Below are 16,621 nucleotides of genomic sequence, written 5' to 3' on the forward strand. Positions count from 1 at the left end.
CGCAGATGTGCGGAATTGCAGGGGTCATCGGGACCTACAAATTTACCAAAGACGATGTTGCCCGCATGATCGATTGCATCGCCTACCGTGGCCCGGATGAGCAGGATGTCGTTCAGATTGGTCCCGCGTTGCTGGGTCATGCGCGTCTGGCCGTGGTCGACCCCGAAAACGGGGGCCAACCGATGTCGAATACGGACGACACTGTCTGGGTGGTGTTCAACGGTGAAATCTATAACTTCATCGAGCTGCGCGAAGACCTGAAATCTAAAGGCTACAAGTTCAAATCCCGTTGCGACACCGAAGTCCTTGTGCATCTGTGGCGTGAGAAGGGCGTGGCCATGTTGGACGATCTGATCGGTATGTTCGCCTTTTGCTTGTGGGATACAAAGCTGAATAAGGGCATTCTGGCGCGGGACCGTCAGGGCATCAAGCCGTGCTATCTGATGGATCTGCCTGGGGGCGGCTTTGCCTTCGGGTCCGAGATCAAGACGATCCTGTCATTGCCGGGCGTCAACCCGGGCATTGATGACGTCGGGCTGAACCTCATGCACAGCTTCAACTACTGCCCGCCGCCGCGCACGTGTTATGAGGGCATCACGCATCTCAAACCTGGCAGTTATCTGGAGATCGCGGTCGATGGTACGCGCACCGAACATCGCTATTGGTCATGGCCTCTGACCACTGAGACGACACCAATGTCGCATGACGCCTTTGCGGAGCTGTTGGACGATGCAATACGGTTGCAGATGCGCTTTGACGTGAAGGGGTGCCTGTTCCTGTCTGGCGGTGTCGACAGTTCGGTTGTCTTGGCACATCTGCACCGCCGCTGGAACGCGCCCCGGATGCTGGCTTTTGGTCTCGATTGTCGCGAGGAGGGGTTTGGCGAATACCACCTTGCCGAACAAGTGGCTGGCCAGTTCGATATGATCGACCTGCATCCTATCCAATATGACCACGCCATCGTTCCCGAAAGCATCAGCGCTGTGCTGCATCACGCCGATCAGCCGCATGGTGACTTTTCGTTCTTCCTGATACGCAAGCTCTGTCAGGCAGCACATGAAGCCGGAGTTATCGTCGCCTTTAACGGGGATGGTCCGGATGAAGTGCTGTCCGGCTTTTACCACAATCAGGCGTTCTTCTCGACCCAGACCCGCACCAATTTTCCACTGACGGAGTATTTCGCCAAGATTTGCTTCATGCCCGAGCCGTCTCGTACCCGCCTGTTGACAGATGACTTTCGCGCGACCATGGCGCAGCCCATCGAGGTTTTTGAAGATATTCTGGACCCTTGGCGGCATTTGCAGCCCGTTGATCAGATTGCCGCTTACGAGTGCACGTCGCTGAGCCCGGGCAACAATCTGATCAAGACCGACCGGATGGGAGCAGGGCAATCCATTGAAGGACGCTCTCCCTTCATGGATCATCGCATCTCCGAAGCCTTTGCGCGCCTACCGGTCACCGACAAGCTGCGCGATGGTGTTAGCAAGCATTACCTCAAAGACTACGGATTGCGGCATTTTGATCGCGACCTCATGTTCCGCCAGAAGTCGATGCCGACCATGCCGATTGGCGAATGGATCAAGGGTCCGCTTGAGACATGGGCGCGTGATACGCTGAACACGCTTGATCCGACCCGCTACAGTATCGCCGACTCGCAGATGATGCTGGATGATCACATCGCCGAGAAAGCCAATCATACAAGAGAGTTGCGGACGCTGCTGATGTCGGCCACCTGGATGCAACAACAGACCACCGCCGCATAACGGAGCCGATTGATGACGGACATAACTGAGAACCCCGAGATCAAGTATTGGCTGATCAGCTACACGGACCTTTTCGGGTATCAACGGGCCAAGCTTGTGCCATCGGCGGCCTTTGCCGGTGCGCAGGAAAACGGCGCCGGATTTGCCGGCTTCGCAAGCTGGCTTGATTTGTCACCGGCGGATGTTGATTTGCTGGCCATGCCCGATATGCAGAGCGCGGTACAACTGCCGTGGAAAACCGATGTCGGTTGGGTGGCGTCTGATCTTGTGCTGGACGGGGTTCCGCTGGCGCATTCTCCGCGAGGGTTCTTGAAAACTCTCACAGAGAAAGCAGCCCAGCAGGGCATCGAAATGCGTACGGGAGTGGAGCCGGAATTCTTTCTGCTGACAGCTGAGGGAGACGCGATCTCAGACGTCGGAGATGTTGCGGAGAAGCCTTGTTATGATCAGGCCGCTCTATTGCGGCGGTATGATGTGATCGCCGAGATCTGCGATCACATGCAGACGTTGGGCTGGGGTCCTTACCAGAACGATCACGAGGATGCGAATGGCCAGTTTGAGATGAACTGGGACTACGATACTGCCCTGCGCACAGCTGACAGGCACGCGTTTTTCAAGTTCCTGACAAAGTCGGTGGCTGAGAAACACGGGTTTCGGGCGACGTTCATGCCCAAACCATTCGCTGACCTGACCGGCAACGGATGTCACGTGCACGTATCGGGCTGGACGCCGGGCACCGACACTTGTCTGTTCGACGATGTAGCGGACCGCGACGGTCTTTCCGCTCTTGGGAAATCCTTCCTCGCCGGCGTTCTGAATCACGCACCTGCCATGGCGGCTTTTTTGAACCCAGTCGTGAATTCCTACAAAAGACTACAACCGGGGACCACTCTTTCGGGTGCCACTTGGGCGCCCAACACGGTTACATGGACGGGAAACAACCGCACTCATATGGTCAGGGTTCCGGGTCCTGGTCGGTTCGAATTGCGTCTGGCAGACGGGGCTGCAAACCCCTATCTGATGCAAGCCGTCATTCTCGCTGCGGGTCTCAATGGGGTGGCGCAGAAAATGACTCTGCCACCGCGCAGCGATGGCAACATGTATGAAGTACCACCGGAAAAGCGCACAGCTCCACCGGTGCCATCGAGTCTCGATGTTGCATTGGAAGCTTTGGCGAATGATGCTGGGCTGCAAGAAGCAATGGGTTCAGACATCTCGGCTGCCTATCTCAAATTGAAACGTGCCGAGTGGAGTGCCTTTCTGGGTCACTATTCGGCGTGGGAACGCACGAACGCCATTGATATCTGAGGCAGACCAACAGGGCGAGGCGATCTCATGGCTGCATCACAAGACCTCAGCCTGCTCATGATTGTGGAAGACCCGGCCATCGCGCAATTTGCGGCTGATAGCGGGGTCGACAAACTCTTCGTCGATCTGGAAATCATGGGCAAGGCTGAGCGGCAGGGGCATCTAGACACCGTTCAATCTGTTCAAACGGTGGATACTGTGGCGCGCATTCGTGAAGTTGTCCCGGACAAGCATCTTCTAGTCAGAATCAATCCGATGCATGACGGTTCAAAGTCTGAGATTGACGCCGTACTGGACCGCGGGGCGGACAGTATCATGCTTCCGATGTTCCATGATCGAGACACTCTGGCGAGGTTCTTCGATCTGTTGGCTGCTCGTGCCGAGGCCTTGCCGCTATTTGAAACCGTTGGCGCTCTGCAGGCGTTGCCGAGCATGGTGGGAGATCTTCCGCTGACTGGGCTTCATTTTGGGCTGAATGATCTGCATCTTGAGCGTGGCGATCCGATGATGTTCACACCCCTTGCCGCGGGTGTGCTTGACGCGTCTGCGATCGCGCTAAGCGAAGCGGCTGTTCCTTTTGGTATTGGTGGTGTGGCGCGCGCGGGGGAGGGCAAAGTTCCACCCGAGCTTCTACTTGGTGAACATGCAAGATTGGGTTCAACCGGGGCAATCCTCTCACGGAGCTTTCATCGACGCGCTGCCAGTCTGGAAGCCTTGACGGCGAACATGGATTTCGCACACGAGATCGGAAAACTCCTGAAAATCTACCGTGAGTTTCAGAGTGCGGACCCCGTCGCGTTGACCGAAAACCATGCTCGGTTTTTGCGAGCTGTTGAAACCGCATAAGCAGAAACTGGCGGGGTATATGGCGCACTCACTTCTAACAGCCTCGACCCTGGTCAGCTTTGCCCTGCTTTTGAGCCGGTTATCTGGACTGATACGTGAACAGGTCCTTGGGGCACGTCTCGGTTTGAGCGCCGATACCGACGCGGCCGTGCTGATGCTGACCCTGCCAGATCTTTTGGTCGGGCTGCTGCTATCGGGCGGTTTTGGTGCTGCACTGATCCCTGCGCTTACACGGGCAGAGCCCCCGGCAAGGGTGGTTCTGATGCAGCGCGTCGTAGTTTGGACGGGCGCAGTTGGTTTGGGCCTCGCTGGCATTCTGTTTGTCGCCATGCCGCTTGTTCTCTCTTTGCTGGCACCCGCGCTCGAGCCTAACACACTGATCAATTTTCGTTTAGGGTTTGCTGTATCGCTTCTGGCCGTACCAGTTGCAGCCGTCATCGGTGTCGCTTCGGCTTATTTGAGCGCGGTTGGAAAGTATTCAGTCCCCGCGCTCAGCGTTCTGGCGTTTAACGGTGCCTTAGCGGTCTATTTTTCTGTTGGGCTGGAGACGGGTGCCGTAAATTTTGCAGTATTCGGCGTCGTACTTCTCGGAGCGTGTCTGTTGCGACTGACCGTCCAGTTCAGCCGAATGACAGAAGCTTTGCGCCCTGGCCGAGGCGATCACAGATTTGACGCTGGTTTCGCGGCGCAGTTCTTTCAGGGTGTTCTTGCCTATTCTGTCATCGTTGGAGCACCAGTGCTTTTTCGGTCTCTCTATGCTTTGAACGGCCCCGGCGATCTCTCAGCGTTTAGCTACGCGCTACGTGTATTTGAACTGCCTATGGGTATCCTGATTGCACCAATCGTCGTGGTTTTTCTGCCCCTACTCTCCGCGCTGTCCGGACCGGATGACCCTGTTTTTAGTGACCGGACCAATCTGGCAATGAGAGTCGCATTTGTCGTAGGCCTAATCGCAGCTTTGATAGGTGGCGTGTTCGCTCGCCCGATCGTAACCATACTTTTCGGTTACGGTGAAATGGCGGGTGACGGCAGCAAGCGGATTGCTGGAATCGTCCAGATATTGCTCGTCGCGTTGCCCTTCTTCGCTGTCTTTCAAGCCATGGCCACGGCGTTGAACGCAAGCCACAGAACATGGCTTGTATTGATGTGTACTTCAGGCGCGCTCGCACTGGCCCTTGGGTTCTACGCGATTTTTCCTATCTTCGGGATGTCCGCGGCGACATCAGCGCAATTCGCATTCGTAAGCTTTCACATTGCTGCATGCTGTTTTGCAGTGATTGCAGTGCGCGGCGTAACAGGCCTATTGGAAACGTTTCGTGTCTGCGGCGGCGCCGGTTTCGTTACCATTATGCTTATGGCTCCCGTTGTCTTCTTAAGCCCGCGGCTTCGGGACGATACCGTAACAATATCCGATGTCGTGCTAATTGCTACCCTCGGTCTGTTTCTTCTTTTGATACACGCACATCTCTTCTTTGAGCTGGCAAAGCTTCGAGATACTCGGAAGCAACGCTGACCGGCTAAACGCCGCTGCGATTTACCACTTTTCTTACAGTGCCGAGCAACACTTTCAGATAGACGTCAAAAGTCCGCGTTCGGACCCATTCGAGATCCTTCTGAGTCCGCACGCCGGGGATACTGTTAGCCCCATGATCGATCTGCGCTAGACCTGTGATTCCGGGTCTCAGTAGGTGGCGCTCATCCCATTCCTCAGACGTGTAGTCCACTTGCTGGACTGGCACATCCGGACGGACACCAACAAGTGACATATCGCCTTTCATCACATTAAGGATTTGCGGTAACTCATCAAGATGAGTGGCGCGGAGAATGCGGCCGACTTTTGTTATGCGCGGATCGTCCCGTTGCGCCGTTTGGAATTTCGCCCGCTCGGCCACCAAATCCGAAGCAACGCTGGCTGCTCCAGACGCGCGCTCAGGATCGACGCGCATGGTACGAAACTTGAGCATCTCGAAGGGTTTCGTTCCGCGACCGATTCGAATTTGGCGAAACAATACGGGTCCACCGTCATCCAGCTTGACGGCGAGCGCGACGATAAGAAATGCAGCCGCGATCAACGGCAAAAGAATTGCGCATACTACAAGGTCGGTCATGCGCATCAAATGGTCGCCAAGGCGATGCGGATCTGTATCTCTCATCAATTTGGCCTATGAGCTTTACGTACGTTCTCCTGATGTGAAACACACGTCACTGTCGGCATCTCTTTTGGGATGCCATGTCCGCCTGTGGTCTGACGGGTCACCGTCCAAAAATCAAGATATATGATGCTTAGAGTGTTTGAAAGCGGCTTGGGTTTGAACTTTCGGAGAGGGTCAAACGAATTTATGACATTGTCTACTCCGCCGTGCATGGGTAGCTGCCCAAAATCACGGCAAAAAGGTTACTCTAGAACGCTGAATTTTAAGGCGAGGTACAATTGCATCTGCCAGATACCGCTTGGCATTATCCTTTAAAATAGGGCAAAAGAGACCTACGCAACCACGGGTGGAAAAGCTGATCACATTGAAAATGTTATGCATTCTCGGTCTATCGGACATCTGTGCTGCCAGACTGTTCCAAATGAAGCAGGTTAACAAGTGACGATCCCGACTCTGCAATTTCTTGTCGGCCTCGAGCGGCGCCGCAAAGTTGGTCTTGTGTTACTGCTAGACACCTTTGTCATGGCGCTGTCACTCTACACTGCAATCGCTCTGCGAATTAGCAATTTCGATCTTGGTATCTACTGGACAGGCTTCTCGACCTCGCTTTTGGGGCTATGTCTGCTGGGTAGTATCGCTTCGTCGATGATGTCCATTCCGTGGGTTTCCATGCGCGCCTTCAGCATGCATGGAGTTCTGCGGTTGGGTATGTTCGCTTTTGGTCTTGGGGTCGCCTTCTTTTGTTTCAACCTATGGGGGCCGTGGCTCGTTCCGCGATCCGCTCCGCTGATCATGATACCTGTTCTTCTGGTGGGGCTGGTTGGCGTGCGGTTGATTTTCGGTCAAGTCCTTGACCGCTGGTCGCCACGTCAGGAGGGGCAGGACCGAGTGCTCATCTACGGAGCGGGTGCCGCGGGGCTACAACTAGCTAGTGCGATGCGCAGTTTCGATGGAGCAGAAGCGATTGCGTTCGTTGACGACAACCCTTCAATGCGTCGCGTATTGGTTGGGGCTTTGCGCGTTTTCGGTCCCTCACAGATTGATAAGCTGATCCGAACCCGCGGAATTACGCAGATCATCTTGGCGATGCCGTCGGCCTCTCGGTCACGTAAGCAGGAAATCCTGCGCAGTCTCACGGACTATCCGGTGACTTTGCGTACCTTGCCGCACTTTCTGAATTTCATGACGGGAGAGCCGCTGACCGCACAGTTGCAGAACGTCACAAGCGAAGATCTGCTAGGGCGGTTACCACAGTCACTGGACATGCCCGAGATTTCGGCCGCCTATGCCGAGCGGAACGTCCTGGTTACTGGGGCGGGGGGATCCATTGGGTCGGAACTCTGCTTGCAACTTTCTTCGGTACCTGTCGCTAAGCTATTGCTGTTGGACCACAGTGAGGTCGCTCTTTACAACATCGAGCGGCGGCTGAGGGCCAACAACGTGCAGTGCGAGATCGTGCCGATACTTGCATCCGTGCTGGAAAGAGACGTTTTGGCGCGGGCCCTTCGAGATCACGCCGTAACGGTCGTTTTGCATGCCGCAGCTTACAAGCATGTGCCCCTAGTCGAACACAATGAGGTTGTCGGCGCGCGCAACAATGCTATCGGGACTTATGACGCAGCTGAGACCTGTGCGGAGATAGGCATCGAACGCTTCATCTTGATCTCGACTGACAAGGCCGTACGCCCAACCAATGTGATGGGTGCGACCAAGCGCTTTGCCGAGATGTTGGTGCAGGATCTTCAGACACGGCACAGCGGCACGGTCTTTTCAATGGTCCGCTTCGGCAACGTCCTAGACAGTTCCGGCTCGGTGATCCCGCTTTTCAGGGAACAGTTGTCAAAGGGGGGCCCGCTCACCGTCACACACCGCGAGGTGACGCGCTTCTTTATGACTTTGGGCGAGGCAGCGCGCCTTGTATTGCTGGCGGGTACTTTCGCCAGAGGAGGCGAGGTTTACGTGTTGGACATGGGCTCTCCGGTCAAGATTGTGGATCTGGCTCGTAACATGATCCGAATTTGCGGGCTGACAGAGCAGACGGAGGATAACCCAGACGGAGACATCGCTTTGGAGTTTATCGGCTTGCGGGCAGGCGAAAAATTATATGAAGAACTGCTGATTGGCGAAAATCAGATTGCAACACCGCATCCAAAGATAATGTGCGCGCGCGAGACTTTCCTGGATCGTGTGCAAAGCGCTGAAGCGCTGTCCCGTCTTCGAGACGCAGTCGACAAAAACGACCCCAATGCAATACGAGCCTTGTTCCTCGACACTGTGGATGGTTACACCAGCTGTCCATCAAGTTGAGCAAATCTGTTTAGGGTTCTGCTGCGATGTCGGAGCGTAGGGGGGTAGCCGATCCTGTTTTGACCCCTCCGATGCAGTGAGGCCATAAAGCGAAGGTGCTTCTTCGGCAAAACGGCCGGGTCTGAGAAATGTGGTCCCGGACCACAAAAATGAGAGAAGAGGCTGATGCAGGCTAGGCGAAGTGCCAGCGATATTAAATGAGATCAATTGAATTACCCAAATCAAAATACGCCTGAACGTTAATCGCACCGGCTCGACACACCCAGCTCAAGACCGCAGTATGAGCGGAGTGGTTGGCCGTCTCGAAACACTTCGGACGGCCGGTCGGTCTTGTTCTTGAGGATGCGTGCCTCGCCGGAGTTCAACCCGATGTTCCGACCAAAGCACACCGACAGGGTAAGGTGACGGTCCGGCAGGCTCTGGAACGCGAAGCGCAAACACAGCACGTGTCTGGGGCAGGGTTTCCATGACACCCATAAGCTTGCTCATGAAGTGGTTCGAGCTTCGGTCGTTGTTACGGAAGAGAACCGCGAACCGTGCTTTCCGTTCAACCAGCGAGGCGACGTTCATCACGCCGTTGGCACGCTCGAAGATCATCGGATCGCCTTCCCAATCGCAAAAGTCTTCGCCCGTCTTCACACGCTCTGGGCGTTCATGGATGGACCGATCGGGCGGGAAAACCTGGCCTCGGGGCCGTCTGGTGTAGTGCTGTTGCAGTCTCTTGCGTCGGCTGGGCAGGTAGCGTGAAAGTTCTTCCGACTGTCCTTCCTTGCTGTAGAAATAGGCGTAGATCGTCTCATGGCTCACGCGCACGGGCTGACCGTCATATCTGAGGCGACCAGCGATCTGTTCTGGCGTCGAGCCCATCTCCAAGCGGTTGATGACATGGGCGCGCAGATGATCCAGTCGGATCAACTCGCGGCGCCGCGCATCGACCGTTCTCTGTGCTGTCACACGATGTTAGCCGGCCATTTCCGGCAACTCGCCGTCTTTGAAACCGTTGCGCTTGATCTCACGATACACCGTCGAGCGATGCCTGCCAATCTCGACTGCGATCTCGCTCACCGACATCTTTGTGTTCAACATGTCTTCGATTGCGCGTCTTTCACGCAAATCCACTTCTGTCGGGGCCATGTCCGCTCTCCTTGCCTTTCAGTAAGATAGGGAATTTGTCGCAACCCAGTTTAAAATGTACTCCGGCTATAGATAGAGCGCCAATAATGCGTCTTATGGTAAAAAATAGTGAGTGTTGAAGCGGCTCACCATGCCTTTGTGGACCATGAATGGAGCGACGCTGGTATTTTTGGGATCAGCACTAGCCGCGAAGATCCGGAAGGATGTGGACTCGAACCACACGGGTTTGGCCTGTGGTCCCCAAGTGTCGACCAGCTGACATATGCTTTGATAGATTATGAGCAATGTGATCCCGTACTTTCGACCGGCATCCCGCGCGGTCTGCAAGATGCCCGTGCGCCCGATCAGAAACGCTTCATCGAGCAAGAATAGGGTGCGGTCTTTGACATCGCCATCGGCTTCGTAGAGCGAGTTGAGCAAGGCGCCAACGATCACCCGGCCAAAGCCGGGATGGGTTTGCAGTGTCTTCAGATCGAGGTTGATGAAGACATCTGTCTTCCCCTCGCGTAGCGAGGCCGATGTGAAATGGTTCCCGCTGACGAGCTGGCCGAAGCGCTCAAAGGACAGCCACTGTGTCTCCTTCGCGGCGTTTGCGTAGACGCCCGAGAAGGTCGTATCGGTCATGCGAATGAAGGTAGCGACGGTTTCCCGCACGAAACTGTTGCAGCTTTCCTGATAGATGTCCTCAAGGCGCTGCCTCAAATCAGGCTCGGGTGACGCGATGATCTGGCGAAGGTATCTCAGGTTTTGCTTGGACGGGTCCGTGTTGCCTGAGAGCATGATATCTCCCAGAATACCGGTGATAAGCTGCAGTGCCGAGTTGCGAAAAAAGTCGTCGGAGCCTGTGGAGACGGAGGGCTTTTCCGTCATGAGCTAGCTAGCGGTTGCCGCGACGCTTTCCTCTGGATTGTCGGAGGCCGCTATCCAATCTAGCACGTTGAACCCGAGTTCTGGACGATCCGGATCAAGTGAGCGAATGATCCGATCCTGCGCATCACGCGCATCAGCCACCATGGGTGCGACTTCTTTGGACGGGTCCAGAACGACAAGAGAGCCGGACCAGTTGAGCGCGGTTGGCACGACAACCGCGGTTGTCTTGAAGCCGCCAGACCCGGCAAAGACCAATCCGTGGGTCGGGCCGAACTGTCCGTTGAAGCACAGTTTGTCGTGGCGTCCCCCCTGCCCCCACGTGGACTTGTCGGACGGAACGAAAGTCGGACCGGCGCTGTAGTCTTCATCTGGACGGTAGTTCTCGCCGATGACAATGCCCGGGCCGTCCGGGAAAAGTTCCGCAGCTTCGCTGTCGGTCATCCAGTCCGCATCGCCGTACGTTGCGTTGCGTGACCGCTTGGCACGTGTCTTACCGGACCGGGTTCGCATCGGTGAGTGCATAAGCGTCCACATGCGGCATCAGATCTGGCCAAGAGTATCCACGCAGTGTGAAGGGCGCGAGGCGCTGATACTCCACGACAGCCGCCCAGCCAATCACGACGAGGACACCAACTGCGCTGCCCACTGCGACGTCACGAAAGCCTGTCTCATTCATGAGAGCGCGCAAGAAGAGCATGAGCGCGAACATCGGGAAAATGATGACAAGCGGTGGGCCGAGGCGCAGGAGGTCAGTATCGACCGCTCCTGCGAAGCTGTCAAAGAAGAAGCTGACGACGAATGCCATGAGCATTGCGGCAGCCACCGGACCAGTCATGTAGATCGCTCGCATCATGAGAAGAAAGCCCGACGTCCGCGGCGTTTCAGGCGGTCCTGTTCGTCCGGGTTGGCGAGCGCTTCCGCCAGTTCAACAAGCCCACCGTAGAGTACGAGTTTGTCCACCTCGCCGATGCCTGCCTTGATGATCAGGCCCCCGAGTTCGATTTTGTGGCGTATGTCTTTCTTGCGCTCTGAGAGAGCCGCTCTCGCGCGGTCTGCTTCCACCTTACGCAGCCTGGCCCGAAGTGTGCCCAACGGGCCGTTCTTGCGCTTTGTCACTGGTCCGCTTTTGAAATCGCCCGGCAAACTCTTTGAAGAGTGCCTTCCATTCTGCGTCGGAAATGCTGAGATCAAGCAGACCTTCTGCAGCGGCCAGCTTTCCGATTTTGATGGCCGCGCGCTCCTCAGCTTCGGATATCTGCGCCTCCAAAGCTGCCATCTCTGCCTTGAGTGTCGTGATAGATTTACGTGCCATGGTGCTGCTCCTTGTTCTCGTATTACGGGAATCTTGGCTTAGAGCAGACCGGCCGTAAAGCGGCCTCTTCGCCGTAGGCGGTCACTTGCCTTCAAGTGCGCACCTACGAGTTGCGATTGCAACTCAGAGCGAAATCGCCAAGATTCATTCAGTGAATCCAGACGATTGAGAGACGAGCCACGTGGCGATCTACCATCTCAGCATGAAGCCGATCTCACGGTCGCAAGGGCGCGGCGCTGTGGCTGCGGCGGCCTATCGCGCCGGGGTCAGCCTCACCAATGCACGTGATGATCTGACCCACGACTTCACCAACAAGCGTGGCGTTTTGCATGCGGAGATTGTGTTGCCGGAGGGCGTCGAGGCGGCTTGGGCACAAGTTCGATCTGATCTGTGGAACGGCGCTGAGGCAGCCGAGAAGAGGAAAGATGCGCGCGTTGCGCGGGAGTTTGAGGTAGCGCTTCCGCATGAACTGGATGCTGAGAAGCGGCTTCGGGTCACGAGGGACATCTCGCAGATGCTCGCGGATCGCTATGGGGCTGCGGTCGACTTTGCCATTCACGCACCGCACGAAGAAGCGGATGTGCGCAATCATCACGCCCACATCCTGATGACGACACGGCAAGTCACAGCCGATGGGTTTGGAGAGAAGACGCAAATCGAACGGGAGAATAAGTGGCTGCTGGCGAACAGCCTCGCGACCACAGACATGCAGTTGCGGGAGCTGCGGCAGGCCTGGGAAGTGATCGTCAACGAGCGGTTGGCGCTGGCCGGGTTCGATGTGCGAATTGATCACCGGTCTCATATTGCACGTGGCTTGGAGATCATCCCGACCGAGCACATGGGTGTGCAGGCGACGCAGCTCGAGCGACTTGGAGCCACGCCATCGCGGGTGCGGTTGGGGGCCGAGGCGGCGCAGCACAATGCGGATCTGATCCGTCAGAAGCCCGAGCAGGTGCTGGACATCATCACGGCGGAGAAGAGTGTCTTCGATCGCCGCGATGTAGCGCGCACGCTGCATCGGTACATCAACGATGATGCGACGGAGTTCCAGAGCGTCTTTGCGAAGGTCATGGCCTCCCCTGCCTTCGTTGAGCTGCAGGCCGAGTATGAGACGACTGGACCGGGCGACAGCGGGCTGGCGTTGTACTCGACCAAAAAGATGGTGGACGTCGAAACCGGCATGCTGGCAGCGGCGATTCGACTTCATGGGAGTACGGATCATGCAGTCGATGCACGTCATGTCGCTCGGGCTATTGGCGCGCAGAGCGCCGCGATCCAAATGAGTTCGGGAGATCCAAGTGCCGGTCTCTCTGAGGAACAGAAAGGCGCAATCAAACATATCACTTGTGCAGAACGTGTCTCCGCTGTCGTTGGATTTGCGGGGGCTGGCAGGAGCACGATACTGGCCGCTGCGCGGCAGGCTTGGGAGGCCCAGGGGTATCGCGTCCATGGAGCTGCGCTGTCGGGTAAAGCGGCGGAGGGGCTGGAAGAGTTGTCCGGCATATCGAGTCGCACGCTGGCATCCTGGACGCGCAGTTGGGATCATGACCGGAACCGGATCGGCCGAGGCGATGTGTTTGTCATCGACGAGGCTGGGATGGTGGGCAGTCGTAAGCTGGCGGAATTTGTGGCTGAGGTCGGGGCGCGTGATGCCAAGATCGTACTGGTGGGCGACCATGAATAGCTGCAAGCCATTGGCGCAGGTGCGCCGTTCCGTACGATCACGGAGTACATCGGGCGTGCGGAGCTGTCCGAGGTCCGGCGCCAGCGTGCCGCGTGGCAACGGGAGGCGTCGATGGCCTTTGCGACGCATCGGGCGACAGGGGCTCTGATGGCGTACCGAGATCAGGGTGCGATTGACCTTCGTGAAACCAGATACCATGCGATCCGCGCGATTGCGCATGACTACCTTGCCGATGATGATGTTGGTGGCGGTGATATACGCGTGGCGATGGCGCATCGCCGGGCTTATGTGCGAGCGATCAATGAGGCGATCCGGGCGGAGCTGCAGTCGCGCGGCGCGTTAGCCCGTGTCGAAAAACCGGGTGCGGATGACGGGCCCACAGCCCGCTAGGTGCGTGATCAGATTGGCGAGGCCACCCCAGCGGCACACCGCTACCAGACTAACTATGGTGCCCGGGGCTTTGCCGTGGGCGACCGCATTGTCTTCCTGAAGAACAATCGCGATCTCGGCGTGAATAACGGGATGCTGGGCACGGTGACTGCCGTCGACGCCGGTGGTTTGAGCAGAAATCTGGGCGGGCGCGGCGGTGCGCGGGTCAACGTGTCGACCGAGGCCTACGCCGCCATCGACAACGGCTATGCGACCAGGATCCATAAGACGCACGGTGCAACCGTGGACCGTGCCTTTGTCCTCGCGTCGCGCGCGATGGACCGGCAGCTCGCTTACGTTGCGATGACGCGGCATCGGACGGATAGCTTTATGCCGCCGTGGATGATTTCGCAGACAAACGGGCGGGCCGGTTGGTGGCACACCGTGTTGCGCCTTATGAGAACAAGCCGGACAACAAAGACGGCTACTTTGTCACGCTGGAGAGTTTGAACGGGAAACAACACACAGTCTGGAGTGTCGATCTGGGCCGAGTGATGGAGGAAGCGGCGCCTCAGATCGGGGACGAAATCGGGTTGCAGCATCTTGGCTCCACCCCTGTTACCCTGCCTGACAACACGCAGACCCATCGCAACACGTGGAAGCTTCAGACCGTCGACGATCTGGCGCATGCTCAATTGGAAAACCGACCGTCGCGGTCTGGACTGAAATCCAGCACACTCGACTACGTGAACGGCTTCGACATCAAGAGCGCCATTGAATTTTGCGAGCGGCGTGGCCTCGCATCCAGACAGTTGGTACTACGCAGTGTGCGCAACACCATCGCGCGCCAGGCCAAGCGCCTTGCTGGCCTCGTGACCCGGCTGAAGGCTGTTGCCCCAGAGGTGTCGAGATTGAGCAAATGGTTGATTGCGCCACTGGTTGAGGCGGATCGCAACGCAGCGAAGTTGGCGCATGACCGTGCCTTGATCTCGCCAAAAGTAGCGGCGGCCGAGCGCGACCTGCAGCCTGCGGCAGCAAAGCTCTTCCGAAACCCGGACGCCACGATGGCGATGCTCCGACAGCTACTGTCCGAGCCGCTCGATGCGGCGGATCAAATGGGAAGTCGGGTTCAGAAAGATCCCGAGAGTGTGGCCGCATTGCGAGGGAGCACTGGCTTGATGGCAGGACGGGCGGCCCCAGAGGAGCGCGCCGCAGCAATTGCCGCCATCCCGCCGCCGCGGCGGCGCATCGGCGACGACCGCGGAATGTTTGGAGCGATGGAAGCCAAGGAACGCTGCATTGAGAGCGAACGCCGGGAGCGGCTTGGCGTTGGCATCCCTGCCCTCTCGCAAGAGGCATCGTCGCTGCTCCATGGCGCCGCGCACGAGGGTGACAAGGCGTTTGCGGCAGCGCTTGAACAGGCGAGGAAAGACGCTCCAGAGGTCATGGCACGGCTGGACGGCTTTCAGGCGGCGCTCAGCAAGCGCCTATGGCAGCTGAGCGCTTCCTCGTAGGTCACTTGCCCCTGGAGAGGTCGCCAAGACCGAGAGGAAGCGTCTCATGGCGCAAATTCCCAGCCTGCGACATCTGCAGCGCGTGAAGCAAAGCCTGGCTAAGCGGCAGACCTTGAAGCAGTCACCCAAGCGGGATCTGAGGTTGTAGTAGTTTCAGGTGCCCGCGCAATGGAGCGCAAGAGGCAAGGCGAAACTGTCAGTAGCAGGCGCCCTACAACGCTGTCAGGATTGAAAGCGTCTTTGCGCGGCCTTCCGCAAACCTTACTTCTTCCTGTTACGACACAACTTGGTTTCTCAGAGGATATAGGCATCGAGACTCGTAGTTTCCGAGACTGATATAGTATAAGTGCTGGAGATTGCTTTTGATGCCTAACCACAAAAAGCCTGTGGAGAAGCTGTGTTGGAAACGACGTCTCTGGTGGCTGAACGGCGTGCTGGAGTAGAACCAACTACCGGCGCTTGCTTGTGGTGCAGCCACAAACCGAGACGATTGCTGCAAAACCGATCATAAGGAGGCGGTAATCCCGCCATCCACAAAAACCGTCGTACCGTTCACAAATGACGATGCATCCGAGGCGAGGAAGATGCAGGTGCCAACCAACTCTTCGACCTTACCCCAGCGGCCTGCGGGTGTGCGCTTCTCCAACCATGCCGAGAACTCTGCGTCGGCGACCAGCGCTGCGTTCAAGGGTGTGTCGAAGTAACCGGGCGCCAGGCCGTTGCATTGGAGCCCGTGCTTCGCCCAGTCGGTCGCCATGCCCTTGGTCAGGTTCGCCACTGCGCCCTTAGTCATGGTGTATGGTGCGATGCCGGGCCGTGCCAGGGCCGTTTGGACCGAGGCGATGTTGATGATCTTGCCTTGACCACGTGCGATCATATGCCGTGCGCAGGCCTGGCCGACGTGGAAGACACTTGCGATGTTGGTTTGCATCAGCCGCTCGAAGGCATCGGCTGGGAAGTCTTCCAGAGGGGTGCGGTGCTGCATGCCCGCGTTGTTCACAAGGATATCGATGGCGCCCGTTTCCGCCTCGAACCCGTCGACGGCTGTGCGCACGGCTTCATGATCAGTTGCATCGAAGGGCAACATGTGGACCGCTCCACCGAGTTTCTCGGAGGCGGTCTGCAGTTTGGCAGCATCGCGACCGTTCAGGACAACCTCAGCACCGGCGTCCTGCAGGCCTTTGGCGAGGGCGAAGCCAATCCCCTGAGAGGAGCCGGTGATCAGGGCACGACGGCCGCTCAGGTCAAAAAGATTTAGGCTCATGGGGGTCCCTCTTTGCGCTCGACGTCAATTTCGAAGCTGGTTATGTTACCGGTAACGCACGAAGTCAAGCAAGCTAAGGGTCGCGCAAAACGCGGCT

Annotated in this window: 12 protein-coding genes and 3 pseudogenes; 8 read left to right on the top strand and 7 right to left on the bottom strand. The window is 57.3% G+C overall.

Translation table 11 applies throughout. The annotated features are described in order from the left end of the window. Nucleotides 1-5 precede the first annotated feature (5 nt). From asnB to ACVC7O_RS21265, 4 genes are read left to right on the top strand one after another with little or no spacing between them, the layout of a single operon-like run. Complete coding sequence (gene asnB / locus ACVC7O_RS21250) at nucleotides 6-1,763, top strand: asparagine synthase (glutamine-hydrolyzing) (protein ID WP_458326243.1); 1,758 nt, start codon at nucleotides 6-8, stop codon at nucleotides 1,761-1,763. Nucleotides 1,764-1,775: 12 nt separating this feature from the next. Beyond that, entirely contained in the window at nucleotides 1,776-3,071 is a 1,296-nt protein-coding gene (glnT, locus tag ACVC7O_RS21255; RefSeq protein WP_458326261.1) for a type III glutamate--ammonia ligase, read from the top strand. A 27-nt stretch (nucleotides 3,072-3,098) separates the two neighbouring features. Further along, a complete protein-coding gene (locus tag ACVC7O_RS21260; protein ID WP_458326244.1) occupies nucleotides 3,099-3,917 on the top strand; it encodes a hypothetical protein in 819 nt (272 codons plus the stop codon). Further along, nucleotides 3,883-5,430, top strand: a complete 1,548-nt coding sequence (locus ACVC7O_RS21265; protein WP_458326245.1) for a lipid II flippase MurJ — start codon at nucleotides 3,883-3,885, stop codon at nucleotides 5,428-5,430. Before ACVC7O_RS21260 ends, ACVC7O_RS21265 begins: the two co-directional genes overlap by 35 nt. Before the next feature lie 4 nt (nucleotides 5,431-5,434). On the opposite strand, the gene ACVC7O_RS21270 is transcribed toward ACVC7O_RS21265, so the two are convergent. Continuing rightward, nucleotides 5,435-6,070, bottom strand: a complete 636-nt coding sequence (locus tag ACVC7O_RS21270) for a sugar transferase (RefSeq protein ID WP_458326246.1) — start codon at nucleotides 6,068-6,070, stop codon at nucleotides 5,435-5,437. Between the two features lie 438 nt (nucleotides 6,071-6,508). Between ACVC7O_RS21270 and ACVC7O_RS21275 the strand changes: the two genes are divergently transcribed. Then, the gene (locus ACVC7O_RS21275; protein ID WP_458326247.1) at nucleotides 6,509-8,377 is read left to right on the top strand and encodes a polysaccharide biosynthesis protein; all 1,869 of its coding nucleotides are present in this window, start codon (nucleotides 6,509-6,511) and stop codon (nucleotides 8,375-8,377) included. A gap of 450 nt (nucleotides 8,378-8,827) precedes the next feature. Here ACVC7O_RS21275 and ACVC7O_RS21280 read toward each other — a convergent pair. The 5 genes and pseudogenes from ACVC7O_RS21280 to ACVC7O_RS21300 all read right to left on the bottom strand — a co-directional run. Beyond that, nucleotides 8,828-9,511, bottom strand: a pseudogene (locus ACVC7O_RS21280) (IS30 family transposase); the annotation flags it as partial. 93 nt (nucleotides 9,512-9,604) lie between these two features. Further along, nucleotides 9,605-10,915, bottom strand: a pseudogene (locus tag ACVC7O_RS21285) (type IV secretory system conjugative DNA transfer family protein). Further along, the gene (locus ACVC7O_RS21290; RefSeq protein ID WP_458326248.1) at nucleotides 10,872-11,234 is read right to left on the bottom strand and encodes a hypothetical protein; all 363 of its coding nucleotides are present in this window, start codon (nucleotides 11,232-11,234) and stop codon (nucleotides 10,872-10,874) included. Before ACVC7O_RS21290 ends, ACVC7O_RS21285 begins: the two are co-directional and overlap by 44 nt. Continuing rightward, nucleotides 11,231-11,443, bottom strand: a complete 213-nt coding sequence (locus ACVC7O_RS21295) for a conjugal transfer protein TraD (protein WP_458326249.1) — start codon at nucleotides 11,441-11,443, stop codon at nucleotides 11,231-11,233. Before ACVC7O_RS21295 ends, ACVC7O_RS21290 begins: the two co-directional genes overlap by 4 nt. 1 nt (nucleotide 11,444) lies before the next feature. Beyond that, nucleotides 11,445-11,693, bottom strand: a complete 249-nt coding sequence (locus tag ACVC7O_RS21300) for a TraC family protein (protein ID WP_458326250.1) — start codon at nucleotides 11,691-11,693, stop codon at nucleotides 11,445-11,447. Nucleotides 11,694-11,895: 202 nt separating this feature from the next. On the opposite strand from ACVC7O_RS21300, the pseudogene traA reads away from it, so the two are divergent. The 3 genes and pseudogenes from traA (at nucleotide 11,896) to ACVC7O_RS21315 (ending at nucleotide 15,260) form a co-directional block, all read left to right on the top strand. Continuing rightward, nucleotides 11,896-13,767, top strand: a pseudogene (gene traA, locus ACVC7O_RS21305) (Ti-type conjugative transfer relaxase TraA). Then, complete coding sequence (locus ACVC7O_RS21310; RefSeq protein WP_458326251.1) at nucleotides 13,768-14,256, top strand: hypothetical protein; 489 nt, start codon at nucleotides 13,768-13,770, stop codon at nucleotides 14,254-14,256. It abuts the pseudogene before it with no gap. Between the two features lie 44 nt (nucleotides 14,257-14,300). Beyond that, nucleotides 14,301-15,260, top strand: a complete 960-nt coding sequence (locus ACVC7O_RS21315; RefSeq protein ID WP_458326252.1) for a BID domain-containing protein — start codon at nucleotides 14,301-14,303, stop codon at nucleotides 15,258-15,260. Between the two features lie 505 nt (nucleotides 15,261-15,765). Here ACVC7O_RS21315 and ACVC7O_RS21320 read toward each other — a convergent pair. After that, entirely contained in the window at nucleotides 15,766-16,524 is a 759-nt protein-coding gene (locus tag ACVC7O_RS21320; protein WP_458326253.1) for an SDR family oxidoreductase, read from the bottom strand. Nucleotides 16,525-16,621: the final 97 nt, after the last annotated feature.

This window comes from Roseobacter cerffii (genome assembly GCF_054226325.1).